At 54.1% G+C, this 19,728-nt stretch carries 12 protein-coding genes; 9 read left to right on the top strand and 3 right to left on the bottom strand.

Annotation, left to right across the window (positions count from 1 at the left end):
• The first annotated feature begins 35 nt into the window (after positions 1-35).
• The 5 genes from ACR3ZL_RS24385 (at position 36) to ACR3ZL_RS24365 (ending at position 9,784) form a co-directional block, all read left to right on the top strand.
• Entirely contained in the window at positions 36-851 is an 816-nt protein-coding gene (locus ACR3ZL_RS24385; RefSeq protein ID WP_473650489.1) for a sugar phosphate isomerase/epimerase family protein, read from the top strand.
• Positions 852-1,210: 359 nt separating this feature from the next.
• Positions 1,211-3,721, top strand: coding sequence for a glycogen/starch/alpha-glucan phosphorylase (locus ACR3ZL_RS24380; RefSeq protein ID WP_473650490.1), 2,511 nt, complete (start codon positions 1,211-1,213; stop codon positions 3,719-3,721).
• Positions 3,722-3,960: 239 nt separating this feature from the next.
• Positions 3,961-4,575 carry a phosphoesterase gene (locus ACR3ZL_RS24375; RefSeq protein WP_473650491.1) on the top strand — a complete coding sequence of 205 codons (615 nt, stop codon included), beginning with the start codon at positions 3,961-3,963 and terminating at the stop codon, positions 4,573-4,575.
• A 555-nt stretch (positions 4,576-5,130) separates the two neighbouring features.
• Positions 5,131-7,431: a DEAD/DEAH box helicase gene (locus tag ACR3ZL_RS24370; protein WP_473650492.1), complete on the top strand. Its 2,301-nt coding sequence runs from the start codon at positions 5,131-5,133 to the stop codon at positions 7,429-7,431.
• 652 nt (positions 7,432-8,083) lie between these two features.
• Positions 8,084-9,784 (top strand): SHD1 domain-containing protein, encoded by a 1,701-nt coding sequence (locus ACR3ZL_RS24365; protein WP_473650493.1) that lies wholly within the window; start codon positions 8,084-8,086, stop codon positions 9,782-9,784.
• 157 nt (positions 9,785-9,941) lie between these two features.
• On the opposite strand, the gene ACR3ZL_RS24360 is transcribed toward ACR3ZL_RS24365, so the two are convergent.
• Together ACR3ZL_RS24360 and ACR3ZL_RS24355 are read right to left on the bottom strand one after the other, a co-directional pair.
• The gene (locus ACR3ZL_RS24360) at positions 9,942-11,873 is read right to left on the bottom strand and encodes an arylsulfatase (protein WP_473650494.1); all 1,932 of its coding nucleotides are present in this window, start codon (positions 11,871-11,873) and stop codon (positions 9,942-9,944) included.
• A 170-nt stretch (positions 11,874-12,043) separates the two neighbouring features.
• Positions 12,044-13,555, bottom strand: a complete 1,512-nt coding sequence (locus tag ACR3ZL_RS24355; protein ID WP_473650495.1) for a serine/threonine protein kinase — start codon at positions 13,553-13,555, stop codon at positions 12,044-12,046.
• 181 nt (positions 13,556-13,736) lie between these two features.
• On the opposite strand from ACR3ZL_RS24355, the gene ACR3ZL_RS24350 reads away from it, so the two are divergent.
• From ACR3ZL_RS24350 to ACR3ZL_RS24340, 3 genes are read left to right on the top strand one after another with little or no spacing between them, the layout of a single operon-like run.
• Entirely contained in the window at positions 13,737-14,843 is a 1,107-nt protein-coding gene (locus tag ACR3ZL_RS24350) for a TIGR04282 family arsenosugar biosynthesis glycosyltransferase (RefSeq protein WP_473650496.1), read from the top strand.
• A gap of 20 nt (positions 14,844-14,863) precedes the next feature.
• The gene (locus tag ACR3ZL_RS24345) at positions 14,864-16,168 is read left to right on the top strand and encodes an NAD(P)/FAD-dependent oxidoreductase (RefSeq protein ID WP_473650497.1); all 1,305 of its coding nucleotides are present in this window, start codon (positions 14,864-14,866) and stop codon (positions 16,166-16,168) included.
• Positions 16,165-16,971 (top strand): hypothetical protein, encoded by an 807-nt coding sequence (locus ACR3ZL_RS24340; protein ID WP_473650498.1) that lies wholly within the window; start codon positions 16,165-16,167, stop codon positions 16,969-16,971. Before ACR3ZL_RS24345 ends, ACR3ZL_RS24340 begins: the two co-directional genes overlap by 4 nt.
• Before the next feature lie 9 nt (positions 16,972-16,980).
• On the opposite strand, the gene ACR3ZL_RS24335 is transcribed toward ACR3ZL_RS24340, so the two are convergent.
• Positions 16,981-18,825, bottom strand: coding sequence for a UbiD family decarboxylase (locus tag ACR3ZL_RS24335; protein ID WP_473650499.1), 1,845 nt, complete (start codon positions 18,823-18,825; stop codon positions 16,981-16,983).
• Positions 18,826-19,310: 485 nt separating this feature from the next.
• On the opposite strand from ACR3ZL_RS24335, the gene ACR3ZL_RS24330 reads away from it, so the two are divergent.
• Positions 19,311-19,637, top strand: coding sequence for a DUF6793 family protein (locus tag ACR3ZL_RS24330; RefSeq protein ID WP_473650500.1), 327 nt, complete (start codon positions 19,311-19,313; stop codon positions 19,635-19,637).
• Positions 19,638-19,728: the final 91 nt, after the last annotated feature.

The raw sequence follows: 19,728 nt of genomic DNA, 5'->3' as shown, positions 1-19,728 counted from the left end.
ATCTGCTTTATTCTACGTGCGTCAGTGCATCGCTTATGAATACCCTCGCGATCAATCAGTTATCGACGTTTCGGTGGGAGTTCGAAGAAGACGCGAGAGCGTATGCGTCTCACGGCTTCGAAGCGATTGGACTGTTTCGTCCAAAGGTGGATGACTTTGGGATTGATCGTTGTTCAGAGTTACTGAACGAATTAAATCTTTCGGTGACCTCGCTTAGTTGGGCTGGTGGTTTCACTGGTAGTGACGGCCGCGGATTCGATGAAGCGGTGCGTGATGCAATGGATGCGGTAATCGATGCGGCAAATCTACGAGCGGGTAGTTTGATCGTTCTGGCCGGTGGTCGCAACAATCACATTCGCAAGCATGCCCGTCGAACATTGTGCGATGCGCTTAGGAAGGTTTCTGTTGTAGCCGAAGAGTTCGGCGTGTTGTTGTCGCTGGAACCTTTTCATCCCGGTTGCGGCCAAGAGTGGTCCTTTATCAACGATTTGGAATCCACGCTGCATATTCTTGATTCGGTAGGCAGTCCAAATCTGGGATTGGTGCTGGATACCTACCACGTGGGCATGGATGACGAAATTCTTTCCTGGTTGCCTCACGTAACCGAGCACCTGCATTTGTTGCAGCTTGGTGATGGACGGCACAGTCCGTTGGGCGAGATGAACCGTTGTTTGTTGGGTGACGGTTGTGTGCCTATCGAGTCGATAGTTCACACCTTGGTGGATCACGGTTATGACGGACCGATCGAAGCCGAAGTGATTGGCGAAGATGTTGAGTCCTTGGACTACGAGATGGTGTTGGGACACACCCGTAGCTATCTAGATATGTTGACCGGATCAAAGGTTCATTGACCGGCGTTGCGAAAAGATCGGCGTTGGGTGTGGTTGCTTGATTTGACTTGAGTGTCATCCGTTTGAGACGCCGAATTTGAGCGTTTTTTGCCGCCGAAGTGTGGATTGATGGCGTTAATTGGTCGAAAAGCGTAATTGCTAGCGGTCAGTATCGGACCAGAAAACGGCCATTGTTGGTTGAGAAATGTACTGCGGTCTCAATTTTCGCTAGCGTGATTCACTTTGCCGCAATCTAGATTGGCCCCAAATTCCGATCCCGATATACTCTGCTCGCCGAACTGCATTCGGCACGCGAGTGCTTCCGGAAGAGACTTCGCCTCCGGGCCGCCTACGATCCTTTCAATTGAAAGTACCTATCCATGTCGAATACGCTGACCGATCCTGCTGAAAAACCATCCGCTGAAACGCTGGATTCGCTTGGGTTGCTCGACCTGCCTTCGGAAGTGAATCGTCACCTGAAGATTACGTTGGGCCACGCCAATCCAATCAGCAGTGACGGAAATGAGTCTGACCAGCGGTACCTGTACCGGGCACTTGCGATCGCAGTTCGTGACCGCTTGGTACCGACTTGGCAGCAAACTTGGCGTCGCATGAAGCAAAGCGATGACCGCAAAGTTTATTACTTGTCGCTGGAATTCTTGATTGGTCGATCGCTTACTAACGCGATTGAAAATTTAGAGCTCGATGAAGACGTTCGTGACGCTCTGCACAACTACGGTTCCGAGTTGGAAGAGATTGCCGACCGCGAACACGATGCCGGTTTGGGTAACGGCGGTTTGGGTCGCTTGGCAGCATGTTTTCTAGACAGTTGCGCTAACTTGCAGTTGCCGGTTGTGGGATACGGTATTCGATACGAATACGGCATGTTCCACCAACACATCGAACATGGTCGTCAAGTCGAAGATCCCGATCACTGGTTACGCGATGGTAACCCTTGGGAAATTGAACGTGCCGAACACACACGTCGGATTCGTTTCTACGGTCGTACGGAAACGTATTACGACAACAGCGGGCAAGCACGTCCACGATGGGTTGAGTCACGCGACGTGTTGGCGGTCCCTTTCGATATGCCCATCCCCGGTTACCGAAACGAAACGGTGAACACGCTTCGTTTGTGGAAGGCTTCCACCACCGATGTATTCGACCTTTCCGAGTTCAATGCTGGTAGTTATCCCGAAGCGGTAGCGGCCAAGAACGACGCTGAACAAATTTCGATGGTGTTGTATCCCAACGATGCCAGCGAAAACGGGAAAGAGTTGCGTTTGAAGCAGCAGTACTTCCTGGTTTCGGCTTCGCTGCAAGACGTTATCGAGCGTTGGGTTGAGCAGAACGGCAAGGACTTCAGTAAGTTCGGTCAGAAGAACTGCTTCCAATTGAACGACACGCACCCTGCTTGTGCGGTTCCCGAGTTGATGCGATTGCTGATGGACGAGCACGGCTTGGAATGGGATGACGCTTGGGACGTGGTCACACGTTGCATGGCTTACACCAACCACACGTTGTTGCCTGAAGCACTCGAACGCTGGTCAGTTGGTCTGTTCAGCCGATTGTTGCCGCGATTGTTGGATATCATCTACGAAATCAACGCTCGCTTTTTGAAGCTCGTCGATCAGCAATGGCCTGGTGACATTGAAATGCGTCGCGAGATGTCGTTGATCGAAGAGGGCGACAACCCGCACATCCGCATGGCATACCTTGCGATCGTAGGTAGTTTTTCAGTCAACGGTGTTGCTGGATTGCACACGCAGTTGCTCGAAAGCGGTCTGTTCAAGAATTTCCATACGCTGTGGCCGCGGAAATTCAACAACAAAACAAACGGTGTGACGCAGCGTCGTTGGTTGTCGCACTGCAATCCAGGGTTGCGTGGTCTGTTGACGGAAACGATTGGTGATGGATGGCAGACCGATCTAACGAAGATCAGTCAGCTTGCTCCGTATGCTAAAGATCCAGCATTCCGCAAGCGTTGGCAGGACATCAAGCTGGTTAACAAAAAGCGGCTCGCAGACCTCGTGCTGAAGAATACAGGTGTCGAGTTCGATACTTCGTTCTTGTTCGACGTGCAAGTGAAGCGGATCCACGAGTACAAGCGTCAGTTGTTGAACGTGCTGCACGTGATCCATCTGTACGATCGCATTCAGCGTGGTGAAACCAAGGGTATGGTTCCACGTTGTGTTCTAATCGGTGGTAAGGCGGCACCGGGTTATCACGTCGCCAAGCTGATCGTCAAGTTGATCAACGATGTCGCTTCGGTAGTCAACGCGGATGCGAAGTGCCAAGACTTGTTGAAGGTCGTGTTCTTCCCGAACTACCGCGTTTCATCGATGGAAATCATTTGCCCGGCAACGGAATTGTCGGAACAGATTTCGACTGCTGGTAAAGAGGCGTCCGGTACGGGCAATATGAAGTTCATGATGAACGGCTCGCTGACGATCGGAACGCTTGATGGTGCGAACATCGAGATCCGTGACAACGCCGGAGCAGAAAACTTCTTCTTGTTTGGAATGGATGCACCGGAAGTCACCGAGGCGAAGAAAGACTATCGCCCCAACGACATGATCTCAGCCGACGAGGATATTTCTCGTTTGATGAGCTTGTTGGAGAGTGGAACGTTCAATCCAACCAACCCCGGTCTGTACGACTTGTTGACCGGTGGGTTGCGAAGTTCCCACGATCCTTGGGTCACGATTGGTGACCTGCGTAGTTACATCGATGCCCAGGCCACGGTTGCGGAAACGTACTTGGATGTAGATCGCTGGAATGAGATGAGCATTCTCAACACCGCCGGCAGTGGTTGGTTCAGCAGCGACCGCACCATCCAGCAGTACGCCCAAGACATTTGGGACGTGCGAGCTTTGCCACCCAAGGCTTAACCGGCTTTTCGATCGCTAACGTTCAAGAGTAAACCACCGTTCGTAAAATTTCACGTTCGGTGGTTTTTCTTTGGGCGCCAGGGCCAGTGAGGCTTCGATTCGGTCAAGTTGTGTTTTGGTGGGGGTGTATCGGTAAGCATTCGGCCGAAGCTTCCGACTGGTGGTGAATGTGGGATAGGACGTTATAAAGGGCGACTTACTGATTAGCTGATTCTTGCCGCCTTTGTTAGAAGAGATTCATGTCCGAAGAACACGTCCTGGTTGTTCCTGCAGAGTTGATTGAATCGATCGGGCCGCTGGAAGGTTTCGAAGTGGATGTCGATCGATTCCTGCAGCCCATCTTAGCGAGCGATCAGCTCTCCTATCGGCCACGCAGTGTGATGGAGACCGATCCCAACTTTAAACAGCTCATCCCCTATGTGGTGATGCAGTGGGTCGACCCCCAGGATGGTTTGCCGCGAGTTTTCACGTACACGCGGGGCGGCGGATCTGGCGAAAGTCGATTACACGCTAAACGCAGTATCGGCGTTGGTGGTCACATCAGTAGCGAGGATGCGGAAGGTGCCGACGATCCTTACACGACGGGGATGCGGCGAGAACTTGCCGAAGAGGTCTCCATCGGTTGCGAGTACGTCGATCAACGCGAAGGTTTGCTGTACGACCCGAGTAACGATGTGGGGAAAGTCCACTTGGGGGTTGTTCACCGTTTCGTCCTGGAATCGCCATCGGTAACCAGTAATGAAGTGGAGCTCGCCGAAGGTGAATTTCTAACAGTTGCTGAACTTCGATCGCAATTTGAAGGCTTGGAAACATGGAGCCAACTGTGTTTGGACGCCTTGTTCCCGCCGTCGTAGCCAGGGCCGGGTAAGCCGCGTGTTCCGTCCGGTGTCTAGTTCGTGATCTAACCGCTATGGCTGGACGGAAGCCTGTATGCGTAAGGTGTGATCGCATTAAAGCTAGGCTCAGCCGCGCACGCCGCTTGATTGCGGGGGAATTGGCTGCCTAATCCTCGCTGGCGAAGAAGCGGACTTTTATGGGTTTTGCACCTTCGTGACAGTGAGTACCCTATGGCCTGCAACGGAACCGCCGGGGGTCACAGGACTTCGGCTGAGCTCGATTGAGAGTTTATGTTCACGGGTTCCGTACGCGACAAGTCTTTTTCGGTGCTCTGTTTCGGTTTCCGCACATCGCTGCGTCTATCGTCTTGCCAGAGTAACCCTCGGTGCGTGTCCTTGAAGTGACATCCTGGAAGTGAAAGCAGCGTCGCGTTCTGTGTATTGAGCGAACGGACTGAATCGATCAAAAGATCGTTGGTCTTCGCCGATGAATTGCCACGCCATCCTTCCACACTCTTGCTTCGACCGGTTTCGTGAATCGGTCTCGAGAGATTTGCGCATTGAAAGTATCGAATGTCGAACACGAACCCCAATCCAACTCAGTCTGAATCCACCGGTGATTCGTCGACGGTGATTGATGAAATTTCCTGTATCGCAACTGAATCAGGCGATATCAACGAGGCCCTGCTGGCCTGCTATACCCAGGACACAACCGTCGAGTGCTTGGCCACCCCCGAGTTGGCTGAATTGGTTTCGGAGCCTGAAGTCGCCGCACCTGAAGTTATTGAGCAGCCTAATTCAGTAGCTGAGGTTCCAGCGGTAGAAGTTCCAGTTGCCGAAGTGACAGAGCCAATGGCTGTTGTCGAAGAGCCAGTCGCTAAGGCTGAAGAGGCTGCCGCCGTGGCGGAAGTTGAAGAAGCCAAGGTTGAAAGTCCTGTTGCCGTTGTCGAAAATTCAGTGGCAAAGGACGTTGTTCAAAGCGTAGATAATGGAAAGTCGGAATCGAAGCAGGTCGCCAAGGTGAGTGAATCAGACGTAGAAAACACCGTTCCAGTGGAAGCAGTCAAAGAAGAGGAAGCGTTGGCGGGGTTTGCCGCAATGTCGCTTCGCCCAGAAGTACTACAGGCCGTTCTAAAATCGGGTTACACCGAACCGACGGCGATTCAGGCGGAGATCATTCCATACATGCTCGCTGGGCGAGACGTGTTGGCGCAGTCACAAACCGGGACCGGCAAGACTGCTGCGTTCGCGCTGCCGATCTTATCTCAAGTCGATTTGAAACGACGCGAGCCTCAAGTGTTGGTACTGGCACCGACCCGTGAGCTTGCGATCCAGGTCGCGCGTTCGTTTTCAACCTACGGTGCGAACATCCCTGGGTTCAACGTCGCTGCAATCTACGGCGGGCAGGACTATGAAATTCAGTTGCGGCAACTTCGTCGCGGGGTTCAGGTTGTTGTAGGAACACCCGGACGGGTCATCGACCACGTGAACCGGGGAACGCTCGATCTGAGTCGTTTGGATAGCCTCGTTTTGGACGAAGCCGACGAGATGCTCAACATGGGCTTCTTGGAAGACGTCCAGTTTGTTCTTGAAAAAACTCCAGACACACGCCGGGTCGCACTCTTTTCGGCAACCTTGCCGGGGCCGATCCGTCACATCGCTGACGAGTACCTGAACAATCCGGCTGTGATCACGATCAAGAAAAAGACGGCCACCGCTGAGTCGATTCGGCAGCGAGCGGTGTTCGTTCCGCCACGCGAAAAGACAGATGCGTTGGTTCGGTTGTTGGAAGTCGAAGATACCGATGGTGTGATCGTCTTCACCAAGACCAAGGATTCGACAATTACTGTTGCTGAAAATTTGGTGCGGGAAGGTTTGCGAGCGGTTGCCTTGAACGGTGACATGCCACAAAAGGTCCGTGAGCGAACGATCAGCCAATTGAAAAGCGGCAAGCTAGATGTCTTGGTCGCGACCGACGTTGCCGCTCGTGGCTTGGACGTGCAGCGTATCAGCCACGTTTTTAATTACGATCTCCCGCATGACAGTGAGTCTTACATTCACCGCGTTGGACGTACCGGCCGTGCGGGGCGTAAGGGCGAAGCGATCATCTTCTTGACCAACGCGCAGCGTAATCAACTGCGAAGCATCGAGCGGACCACGAAGCAGCCGATTGAGATCATCAATATCCCGACTGCTCGCGATATCAACGCGACACGGACCAAACGTTTTCATCAACAGATCACGGATGTGACAGCGGAAAAAGACCTGACATTCTTTAAAGAATTGATTGCGAGCTATGCCGAGGAAACTGGCAAGCCGCTCGATATTATCGCAGCCGCGTTGGCGGAAATCTCGCAACAAGGCCGCCCGTTCTTGATGCGAGAACGACCCGCTCAAAAGCGAACTGAAAAGACCGATCGTGGGCGTGAGCGATTTGAAGATCGTGGAGACGATTCCCGTCGTTCGGCGAAACCCGCTCGTCAGCTAGGTCCACCAGAAGAAGGTATGGTCCGCTACCGCATCTCCGTTGGTTGGCAAGATGGCGTCAAGCCGGGCAATATCGTTGGTGCCGTTGCGAACGAAGCCGGAATCGAAGGCCAATACATCGGGCCGATCAACATCCGTCACGAGTTCAGCACGATTGATCTGCCCGAAGGCATGCCTGCGGACATCTATCAAAAGTTGCGTAAAACTTGGGTGTCGGGCAAGCGATTGAACTTGGAAGTATCTCGTGGCGACGAAGAAGAAGGTGAACGCCGAGGGGGAACACCGCACAGTAGCCGTTCGGGTTTCCGTGGTAAGCCACAAGGCAATCGGGGCAAGCGTACGTTCGCGGGTAATCCCAACAAGAAGAAACGCAAAGCGAAGTCTTAGTCAGGCAGCTAGGTTGTCTGGAATGTAGTCAAGAACCACGCTCGTCTGAGCGTGGTGTCTGGCGGGCAGGCATCTTAAGTGTGCCGGCTTTAAAGACGGAGGATCCGGTTCGGCTTGGTCGGAAAATGTTTCGGCGAGCGACTGCCTGTTGATCTTCACTTTCACCTACCACGCTGCTGAGCGTGGTTGATTCGCGGCGCAGCCACTACGCGTCGCTTGAGTCACTTTGGGGACTATCTTGAACACGGCCGGTATGCGTACCGGGAACGGTCGGCACACTTATTGCCTCGCCGCCGCTAGCTCACTTCAGCTTGTGACATCGATCGCCAGTCGTGCCGCCAATTCAGCGTTGACACCGTGTAGAATGATGTAGGTTCGGTCTCAGCAATGTAAAGACTCATGCGTCTTCCCGGTCGTGAGCGCGGCAACGAGTCCAGCTGGCTAGGTACCGCTACGTGATTCGTTACCTCATCCGTTACGATCAATTTAAGATTAGACGAATTTGAATCGCCAGCGCTGGTGATCCAAACGTGTTTGTGGGTAGTTTGGTGTCGTCCCGGCGTTGACATTGGTGAGCAGTGCCGGCCCGTTGGGTGCGTTCTTTCGGTCATTTCCAGTTTTGCTTCCATCATATTCATCAAGGTTTCATGGCATGCGAACTCTTTTTCATCTACTTGTCTTGCTGGCCGTGACTTTTGTAGGCAGCGTCCTAACCGAACCGGTCTGTGCTCAAACGCTGCGATATGACTGGCAACCAGGTCAGAAGTTTTCTTATCGCTTTGCAATTTCAGTTGAAAGTGCAGGGTCGATTGTTAGCTACATGGGAATTGCCCACTACACCGTGGACGCGGTTGAAGCCGACCAGTCGAAGGTGACTTACACCGGTGGTCTGCGGGAATCGACAAAGCAAAAGGGTGGCGGCATTCGTCCAGGCGGGTTTGGACGATTCGGTTCAATGCCTCCTCGTATCCCCAGCCCTTTCACACGCCCGACGTTCATGGGCAAGGTGCAGACGACGAACAAGATCACAATTAGTCCGAAGGGGGACGTCCTCGCGTTAGAGGGCGACTCGCAAATTCCCTATCTGTTGGGGAACGTGTCGTTAATGCCATTTGAAACCTTACCAGGTGATGGCCAGAAAGCGTGGGTGGCTGATAGCGGCATCGCGATCACTGAAAAAGAAAGCAGCAGCCGAGGTCACTTTGGACCGTTCAGTCCCTTCGGTGGTGACGAAAAGGAAAGCGTTCAAGCCGCCAGTGAAGTGACTCGATACCGCGTGCAGGAAACTTCGGGCGATCGCATCAAGGTCAGCCGGGCCTACGAAATGAAGATGCCTAAGTCGAGCGATGATGCGTCGTACGCCATGACCGGTTCAGGCACTTGGACTTTTGACACGAAAGAACACATTCCACATTCACTTGATATGGCTTACAAGCTGACCGTGATTATGGGCGGCACAACCACCACGGTGCCGATCTCGGTCACGTATTCACGAGTCGAACCAGCCGAGCTCGCTCAAATGGCCGCCGACGCAAAACGGCGAGCGGAAGAGCGAGCTCAAGCTGCTGCTGAAGCGAAAGCGGCCGCGGAAGCACCCCTTACCTCGGAAGAGAAAAGTGATGCTTTAAGGGTGCTCGCCGCTGACGATGACAAGGCGGTGAGAGCTAAACTCAGCGAGCTGGCTAAGAAGAAAAACAAGGATCCCGATCCCGAAGTTGCCGCCGCAATTGAAGCACTTTTGGATAGTGAGGACAAAGCAATAGCGAAGTCTGCAAGCAGTGCGCTGATGAATTGGTCGACCAGTTACCGGCAACGGCAGGAACTTGCCAAGGCATACCAAGGACCCGGCTCGTTAAAGTCGACGGGGCGAGTTGTTGAGTCCATTACGCCACTCTATGTCGGACAGTTGGTTCAAGCACAAAAACCTAAATACGGTAGTTTCTGGCGAGCGGCCCAGGTTGAAGAACTGATGCCGGATGGAAAGGTAAAACTGGGGTTTTTAACTTGGGGTAAGGTGCGTTCCAGTGCAGTTGTTGAACGACGTAACATTCAGCTCGCACCCGATGAACTTGATCAGCCAGCCAAACCGAAAATGGTCGCCGCAACGCCAGTAAAGGAAACGATTCCAGTGGTCGCATCGTCAGTACCGTCTGGCGAAGCCCGAACGTGGTCTGATTCAACCGGTCGCTTCCAAGTGAAGGCAACCTTCGTCAGTATGACTGATGGCACGGTCAAGATCCGCCGCGTCAGCGACAACCGAGTGATTCCAATCCCAATCGCCAAGCTCAGTCAAGCCGACCGAGCCTATCTGGAGGAGTTGGAATCCGAAGAAAGCCCGTTCGCGATCCCATAACGTTTGGTATTCGTGGGGTGAGCGGTGCGTGGCTAGCACGACAACCTACTGTTTGATTGACACCGGTTGTTGACAGGGTCGGGGGACAACCAATGTTGCGCCAGAGGCCTGCGGTCATTTCGGTTGTCTTCGATGTCGTGGTGAGATGATGGGCTCGTCAATTGGGTGAATTCGAAGTCGTCCGTTTCAACAAGATCAATCGCATTTCAATGCCCTCATCTCCAGCAATTCGGGGGCAGTTCAGCCGTAGGACTCCTTTGCCACGGGTGAGGCGAACCAGACCGAGCGACATTTTGCCCCAATCCTTGTCATAGCCCTCTACTCGTGGTGACCGATCGTACTGTTTTCCAACGACTCGTGAATCGATGGCTCTTTGCACTGTCGTGGTCGTTAACTTGATCGGATTTTTATCTTGGCCAACCCAGGTCAGTTGCACCTGCGTGCCAACGGCTGATTGCGAGCAAGCGTACCGCATCTCGACCTCGAAGAGCCCATCGGCCAAGACGCTCACCTCCCAATCAATCACGTCTTCCGTTTGATTCCAGCGAGTCATGTAGCTGCTATTGGGGAAGCGATTGCTACGAGCGATTCCCTCGGAATGAGTCGCATCGCGAGCGGGAAGTTGTGTCCAGATGTAATCAGGATGCCCCACCGGAAAGGATACTTGGACCTTTCGCGACGACTTTTGCGGTCGGGTCTCTTCTACCCACTCACTCAACGTGTTTCGCATTTGCTGCGCCACGTCGGGAAAATCTTGAGCCACATCAACGTGTTCGCCGCGATCCATGTTGATGTCATAAAGCGTACCATCGCGATGGTAGCGAAACCGTTGAGATCTCGCACTGGCACGTCCGTTCCATGCCGACATAATGATCCGCGACGCTTGCGCAACGTTTTCATCAGTGGTTTGCTGCGAGGCCTTTGTCGATCGAAGCTGGCTTGCCATCGAAACGCCATCGAGCGGACCTGCAGTTGTTCCGACAGGGACGTTGGCAAGATCGGTTAGTGTCGGCAACAAATCAATCGCTGCGGAGATGTCCGTTATCTGCAGTCCATTTTCAATGTGGCCCGGCCATCGGATCAAGCAGGGCGACCGCAAACCGCCTTCGTAGACCGAACCCTTTCGTCCACGCAAGCCGCCGTTATAACGCCAGCCATTGGGGCCATTGTCACAGAAGAAAACAACGATTGTTTGATCGGACAGTCCATTTGTTTCCAAGCTTGCTAGAATCCGTCCTACGTTTTCGTCAATGTTCTCGCACAACGCCAACGCCGCTCGAGTGTGGACGACATCTTCTTTTATCGCGTTCGTTTTATCAGGGTCAGGGACGATGACCTTATCGGCAAAAGGAGCCCAGTCGGAATCCGGCACCTGCATCGGTGAGTGAGGTGTGTTTAATGGAAGGTAGACAAAGAACGGTCGTTCATGGTCTTCTTGCATGAAGTCGATCGCGTGTTGCGTAAGGTCATCGATGATGAATCCTTCGCCCCGGACAATCTCTCCGTTGTGTTCCAGCATCGGCGAAAAGTAGTTCCCCCAGTGCCCACTGCAGAACCCATAGAACTCATTGAATCCACGTGCGTTGGGATGGTATGGCGGTTGCATCCCTGAATGCCATTTACCAAACGCGGCGGTGCGATAGCCTGACTCTCGAAACGCATCACCTACCGTGCGTTCTCGTAAGTCAAATCGCTCGCCACCCCGAGATGTACTGAAGACGCCCATCCGCGTGTGATACCGGCCCGTCAGGAACTCAGCCCGCGTGGGCGAGCAAACCGCGCAAACATAGAAATTTTGAAGCTGAGCCCCATCGCGAGCAAGTGAATCGATATGGGGAGTTTTAAGATTCGGATTCCCATGCAAGCTGAGATCCCCCCAGCCTTGATCATCGGTAAGGATCACCAACACGTTAGGGTGTTCCTGTGACGCCGCGACTACCGATTTAGCCCAACAGTTCAAGCTGATCAATAGAAGCCCAGCCAACGCCATCGTCCATGGTTTTCCACGTTTCCAACGAAAAAACGGTACGCGAAAACGACTTTCCGATCCACGCTGAAACACGAATGCTCGGACAAGAAATCTGGACATGTTCAGTTGCTTCCAATTGCAAAAAGAGAAACGGAAGTGTCTGGATCAAAACTTTCCTTGTCACCAAAAGATCTAATTCAAACGATCTGTTTCGCTGAGTTAATGATCCGATGCTCGGAGCGTTCGGACTTTGATAGCCTGATTCTAACTGTCTTGGTTAGCAGGTCGGGCTAGGACGTTACTTTGGCTAGGAAGTAGCCCAGGGCGAGGGCGGCGACGAAGAGGGAGGCGAGGATCGTGCCTAGCAGGAGTGGGTCGATTCCTTGTCGCTGGCGTGGGCTGCCGGAAAGCTTGGTGTCGTTGTGTATGATTTCCTGGTTCACCGGATGGGAACGCCGACGCGGTTCACGGAAGCCTGATTCGACTTCCAAATCCAGTAGGCTGCCGCTACCGGAACTCAGCGGTAACCCGATCGGATCGACTTTCACGAGTTTGCCGCTTTTGCTGGCGGCTTTATTTTGTTCGCGAATCAGTTTTTCACGGTTGCTGGCCAGCGTTTCTTCCGTGGTGGCCGATATCGTGTCTTGTTGCGATTCGACGGTGAGGTCGCCGGACAAGCCGACATCACTGAAACTGAGCGACGCTAGATCGGGAACGGAATCGTCTGCATTGCCGCCCGCGCCGACTCGCATTGGTTGGCCCTTGGGAACCGCGACGGCGAAATGTTCAAATGCTTCGGCGACCTGTTCGGCGGTGTCGTAGCGATCGTTGGGATCTTTTTGCAGCATCTTGAAACACATGCGTTCCAATTCGATTGGGCAATCCGGGCGTAATTCCCGGATCGAACGCGGCATTTCGTTTTGGTGTTTGATGATCCGTTGGGCCAGTGTCCCATCAGCGAACGGCGGGCGACCGGTTAACAAGAAGTAGAGCGTGCAGCCGAGACCGTAGATGTCGACGCGGTGGTCAACGTTGTGGCTGTTGATGGCTTGTTCGGGCGCCAAGTAGTCGGCCGTTCCAAGCACGTTTTCGCTGTGCGCGACGGTGACGGAGTGGTCCGCTTCGGACGCCATCAGGGCGAGACCCATATCGAGTAACCGGACGCGGCCCTCTTGGTCAACCAGCAAGTTCGCCGGTTTGATATCGCGATGAATGACGCCTCGATCATGAGCGTGATGAAGCCCACGGGCAGCTTGGCCGATGACATCGGCAGCGGTCGACAAGTCGAGTGGGCCGTCTCGCTTGACCAAAATTTGAAGATCGAGGCCGTCGACGTACTCCATCACGATGAAGTGGGTGTCGCCTTCTTGGTCAATGTCGTGGGCGCGGACGATATTGGGATGGCTCAGCGACGCGATCGCTTGTGCTTCTAGCTTGAAACGGGCCAGGTAGGAGGCGTCCTTGACCCGTTTACGTGGCAGAACTTTGATGGCACGTTTATCATTCAGCCCGGTGTGCTCGGCTAGATACACGCTGCTCATTCCGCCGGTGCCGATATGCCCCAGCAGTTTATATTTCCCCAGGAAGAAGCCTCGGTACTTTCCAGCGAACATCTTGTCGATGTGCCATTCGGTCAGCAGACCGGCTCGTTTGTAGGCGGTTGCCAGCTTTTTAGGGTTCGATGGTAGCTTCCCGCCACACTTTTCTCGCACCTTCGACAGAAAACGCTCCTGCGTTTTCTCGTCGATCAAGTTGCTCTTGGCAACCATCGTGATGAAGCGTTCGGAAGTAATCGAAGACATAGACGATTCGGACGTGATCCCATCGAATCAGGGGGCCGACTAAACAGGACGAGCCGAACTCGTGTGCATGCGGTTGGGAGACTAGTGAAGTAGCTATCGGCAGTTTAGCTGAACCCTACCGACCGCATGCTGATTTTTAGCCGTTTTTACAGCATGTTTCCAGCCAAGCCCCCCTACTTTCATGACGCGTGAACAAAACATGATTCCGCAATCCTCGTCGAGCAACTACCGCATTTTGGGCATGATGGCGAAGTATTGGGACGCTGGACGAGTTAAAACGCGTCTCGCTCAATCGATGGTCGATAGCGAAATGCCTCGTCCAGATGCGCAATTGGGGGCTCCCGATGCGATTTCGACAAACCCTGACGTAAAGCTAAGCCGGGCTCAGGAGAGGTCAGCGGAACTGCACCGCCGATTTGTTCGCGAGTTGCTGAATCGTCTTGATTCTTGCGGTGATTTACGGCACCTGGTGGTGTCGCCTCCGGCATCCATGACCGACTTTCAAGTGGTCTGCAATGGAAACTGGGAGGTGCTGGACCAGGGCGATGGGGACCTGGGGGATCGGATGCAGCGTTGGTTCACGCAATGTTTGAGTGCAGATTTAGGTTCAAAAGCGGAAACACGAGAGATCGCCAGTAAAGAGATTGAGGGGCAAGCGGGATGCAGTTCTGCTGGTATCAATGGTGGAGTTGATAAGAGCAGACAATGCGGAGTCAATGGCGGGGGGGGCGAGTACCCTGGTCCCTCTGGTCTTGCAACAATCGGTCCCGATTCAGCTGAAGCAAACATGGGTGGATCCTCTCAGGACGCGGTCGTAAAGCAGGTCGGGAACGCCGCTCCCGATGAAATCGCTAAAAAGCGCGAGATCGGCGAAGGAGGCGGCGGATCGGTCAAGTCTTTCAGGCAGGTGGTCTTGATCGGCGCAGATTGTCCGTTGCTTTTGCCGCGTGATATCAACGAGGCCTGGGATCGATTGCAGGATCACGATATCGTTCTGGGGCCGGCGGAAGATGGTGGATATTATTTGATTGGTCTTTCCAGTGGCAAAGCTGTCGCTGATGTTCAAGCCGTTTTCCAAGGGATTGCTTGGAGCACCGGAGACGTGTTGGGGCAAACGCTTGATGTGGTGAAAGGTTTGGGCTGGAAAGTCGCCTTGCTCGATCAGCGATCCGATGTGGATACCAGCGATGATTTAGAACACTTGATCCGCGCGATCGAGGTCCAAGGCAGCGAGGGAAGCCATGCTGGTTTGCACGATGACCTCATGAAGATCTTGGCTGTGGAGTGAACCGTGTCCGAATTGAACCGATGATGAGAACGCAAACACAATCGCTGAAAGTTACGGTCGTTGGAGGCGGAGTGATTGGATTGTCCGTCGCTTGGGAGCTTCGTAAACGCGGTTGTACGGTTCAGCTCATCGAGCGACAGCCGGCCAGCGGAATCTCACCCTCCCAGCCTCGGTGCACTTCCTGGACAGCGGGAGGCATCTTGCCGCCGGCTAACTTTGAACGTGCGACCGACCCAATGGAGCGATTTCGTGGATACAGCCATTCGCAGTGGCCGGCCTGGGCGGCTGGTCTCGAACGCGTGTCTGGGATATCGACCGGGCTGGTGCGGTGCGGCGGGTACTACCTGGCCCAAACGCCTGGCGAGGCTGCCGCGATGGTCGGCATGGTGGACTACTGGGACGAAATGGGGATTGAGTGCGAGAGCATCTCGCTCGCTCGGCTTTGTGAAAAGCAGCCGCAATTGAACGCCTGGGCGGCGAATTCGGTTTGGGGAACCCAGCATCCGAACGCCGCCGCTTGGTGGGTGCCCGATGAGTGGCAGGTTCGCCCACCTCGACTACTGCAATCACTTCGTGCGGGATGTGAAAAGAGCGGTGTTCACCTTCGCTTTGGGGAAGAGGTCGACGAGCGAGCGTTGCAAGTGGCTCAGAATGAGTCTGACGCAACCGTATTGTGCGGTGGCGTTTGGACGGGATTAATGGCGGATTCACTGAGTTTAGGGAAGTCGCTGGTGCCGATTCGCGGGCAGATGTTGTTGTTCCAGTGTGATGAGTTCGACAGCCCCGTGGTGATCAATTTAGGGAACCGGTATCTGATCGCACGAGGTGACGGCAAGGTATTGGCCGGCTCATGTGAAGAAGAGGTTGGCATGGATCAAACCACAACCGACTCGGCAATTGATTCTTTGCGGGAGTTTGCTGTTGGTGTTTGTCCGTTGCTAGATAGAGCACCCGAGGTTTCTCGTTGGGCGGGTCTGCGACCCATGACGTTCGATGGCTTCCCGATCATCGGCCAAGTTCCTGGTAACCATGTATTGCACGGTGATTTAGGTGCGCTGCGCGGTGCTGATCAACCCTCGCAAAGCATTGATTCATTACACGGCAATAGTCTTGTGCCGGGCAACATTCAGGGCGGAGTCGACGTGAAAAGCGGTAGTGTTGTCTTAGATCACAACCGCTTGTATATCGCGAGCGGTCACTACCGTAGTGGCATTCACTTCGCACCCGCGACAGCAATCGCGATCGCGGACATGATTCAAGGGCGAGACAGTTTTATGGACATGCATCCATTTTCGGTTGGACATCAACAAGAGCATTTACGATGAGCGATACTTCAGCGACTGACGCGGCAACTTTAGATCCTCCCGGTTCGATCGTGGTGCTGGGCACGACTGCAATTGGAATCGAAGCGGCGTTGTATGGCCGGTTCCTGGGCTACGATGTTCGGCTGTTGGCCGGGCGGGACGCTTGGCAACCTCGTCATTGGGTGTCGGAGTCGATGCAGCGGATTGGGCCGCGTTTCCAAGACGATTGGCTGGCCCGTCACTGGTTGGAAGATCGAGCGTTGGAGGACGTGTGGCAGGAGGCGGTCCCGATGATGCCGGATCGCTGCTTGTCGCCATTGGCGTTTTCGGCTCTTGAGGCACAGCGTGATACGGAAGTATTCGCATTGCCCAATACCGTAGAGCAGTGGATTGAAGATGGGCTGTACGCTTTGACCCAAACCGACTTGCTGCGAAATCGCGTGTTCACCGACACCTTTGTCGATTCGGTCGAAATGGTTTCGGTTGAATTGGATGAGGACGCAGAGGGCGATGAAGATGCGGATGATTTTCCGCCTGACTTCTTATTGCATCTCAGTGGCGAAGAGGGCGTAATCGACGGATCGAAAACGCTGCAATGTGAATGCTTGATCGTTGCTGACTTGGATAGCGATTGGTTGTGGGAGAAATCTTCTCGGCCGACGGACTACTACTTTCAGATTGGGGCGGATGCGGTTGGCGACGACGCTCCGCCGATCGAGGACACCAAGGCGTGGTTGCGATTGGGATTTCGCCAGATCACCGAGCTCTATGCCCAGTTAGCTGGCCGTGAAAATCTAGATTTGTACCGTCCGCAGAGAATTTAGGAGTCAGCGTTAAAGGTACTTTGCCAGTGCATCACCGCGTGTGGCTCGCGCGTCGACTTTCTTGAGCGTTTCAGCGTCTTCGATCAGCGGTGGGGCGTGGTGTGGTTTAACGCGGGCGTCGATTAGCAACGGTCCACGGCACCCCCAATGCTTGTCCACCACGAGTTCATCGACGCCGGATACATCCTTCGCTGGATTACTACGGGTGAACGTTAGCCAGAGCCAATTTTTCAGCGAACGGGCTGCAAAGTCGGTGTCATCGCACACCGTGATAATGGGATAGCTTCGAAGCGTTTCTTGCCCGTTGAATTTGCCTGAAAGATATTCTGCCAACCGCTTCATATCGTGGTGGTTGGTTTCATCTTGATACAGTGGCCCGGTGATCGCGATTACGCCCGGCATGACGATCTTGGCGTTTTGGAAGCCATCCGGTAGCGTAAGTTCCGACGGTAAGTTTTGCCCCAGTTCCGTGTGCGACGAACCGGTGGCAGCGATGACCAGTTTGGAGCCTTGGTTTAGTCCTGTGCCGGAATAGTCGAGCGTATCGATTGTGGTGCGAGTTTGAAAATGCAAATCGCGACGCCAATCGACCCGCTGCAAGATGTGCTGCATGAACGCCTGGATGTTGTGGATGTCGAGTTGATTGGTAGGGTCGTCGGTGATCCACAAGTACTTCGCAAGCGATAATTGCCCGTTGCCCAAAATGGCATTAGCTTGGGTCAACAATTCTTGGGGTTCGGCAGCGTTCATGTATGACATGTAACGCTCACTGCCGATCGCTAGCAGCAGCGGATGTACGCCAGCAGCGTCGACGGCATGGACCGCTTTCACACCTGGGATTACCGTCGGGATAATGGGATCGGTAAGTTCATGGATCAATTGTCCAAATGTGGTGTCTTCTTGCGGTGGACGACCGACTACCGTGAATGGCCAAATCGCGTCTTTGCGGTGCCAGACGTGATCGACTTTCATGAAGGGAAAATTGTGTCTCAACGAGTAGTAGCCTAAGTGGTCACCAAATGGACCTTCGGGCATCGTTGCGGCTGGATCAATCCGCCCGACGATTGCGAAGTCGGCGTCGGCATAAACGGGCGCGTGATTACCTCGAATCATCGGAATGCGGCGGCCGGAAAGTGCACCGGCAAAGGTGAGTTCGGTTAATCCTTCCGGCAGCGGCATCACTGCGGCAAGGCTCATTGCGGGAGCGCCGCCGACCGTGATCGCTACGTTCAGCGGCACGCCGCGGTCGATCGCCTCGCGATGATGGACGCCGATGCCGCGGTGAATTTGGTAGTGCAAACCAACTTGGTTTTCCGGATCGTAGTCGTTGCCTGACAATTGGACGCGGTACATGCCAAGATTGACTTGCATCAAATTGTCAGGCGATTTGGGATCGACACTTAGCACTTGTGGCAAGGTGACGAATGCGCCGCCATCATCCGGCCAGCACTTCAGTTGGGGAAGTTCGGAAAGTGGGCAAGAGTTTCGGTTGACGTTGCCACTGCGAACTCCGCGAGGCAGCATGCGTAGTGCGGTCATGGGGACACCGGCATAACGCAGCGGGTGTTTCGGCAACGCGGAAGGATCAAGCTTGATTTCGATCAACCGGCGAACCGATTCGAGCGTGTCGCGAAACAAATAGCGAGCTTGTTCGAGTGACGCGAAAAGGTTCGACGCCATCGGAAATCGACAGCCACGCACGTTGTGGAACAGGACCCCAGGCCCTCCATTGGCATAGACGCGCCGCTGGATTTCGGCCATTTCGAGGTTCGGATCGACTTCGTCGGTGACATCGATCAGGCGCCCGTCGGCTCGTAAATCGTCGACTACTTCTCGGGTGCTGCGGTGTCTCAAAGTAAGGTCTCAACCAAGGTGGTATGTCAATTCGGTTTGCACGCCGAATTCGAAGGGAATCGGAGGATGCGAAGCCTATCAGCAGGGGGAAAGGCTGGAGCGACTGGTCGCCCACCATTTACGTCGGTACGCACTCTGGTCTAGGCGGTTGCTTGCGTACTGTCTTTCTTGCGTACTGTACTGCTTGGTCCACAGTCCTGTCTGTTCCACAATTGTGAGTGAATTCTGAGTGGGCAGCGGTCCTGCGTTGTCGGAGTATGGGGCGATTACCAATGTATCGGCATCCGGGTGAGCGTTCGCCACCACTGGATCGGGGCGAATCGGCCTGATTGTGGCTGGCTTTGATCGGTTCGGGGATTGGAGGAGTTTTTTGAGTTTTGCCCTAGTTTTTCGATGGTAGCTAGGCGGTTTGCCGGGACCGTGGGTGGTGCCTATGCTAGAGTTACTTCGCCACATTTGTGTTCCCGTTCGTAGTTGCCAGCACCATGCCACTTTTCGAAATCGAAACCGATGCTCATATCATCATCACCTGGGCGGAAGATGAGTCCGCAGCCCAAGGGGTGGTTGATGAGGCCTATCCAGAAGACGAAGTCCTGCGAATGACGAAACGTCCGCGAGACTCTTGGGTGATCAGCAAAGGAGCGTTGGGGTTAACCGATCGAACGATAGATCCTTGCATGATCGCGAGGGATTGCCTGAGCAAGTCAGCCGGCGACAAGGTCAATGCAATCCGGCTGTACCGCATGGAGACCGGATGCGATGTCGATCAGGCCCGCCGCGCGATTGAATCGAATATGGTGATGGGGTGGTAAGGACCCGTCGGTCTTTTACTTTCGCTTGTCACACGCGGGTTGGTCGTATCTTGGCAACGTTCAAACGTAGATTTTCGTTTGGGACTGCGAC

The organism is Rhodopirellula sp. J20-39, from assembly GCF_057365095.1.
The sequence above is the reverse complement of the archived record's forward strand: the minus strand, read 5'-3'. Positions and strand labels throughout refer to the sequence as shown.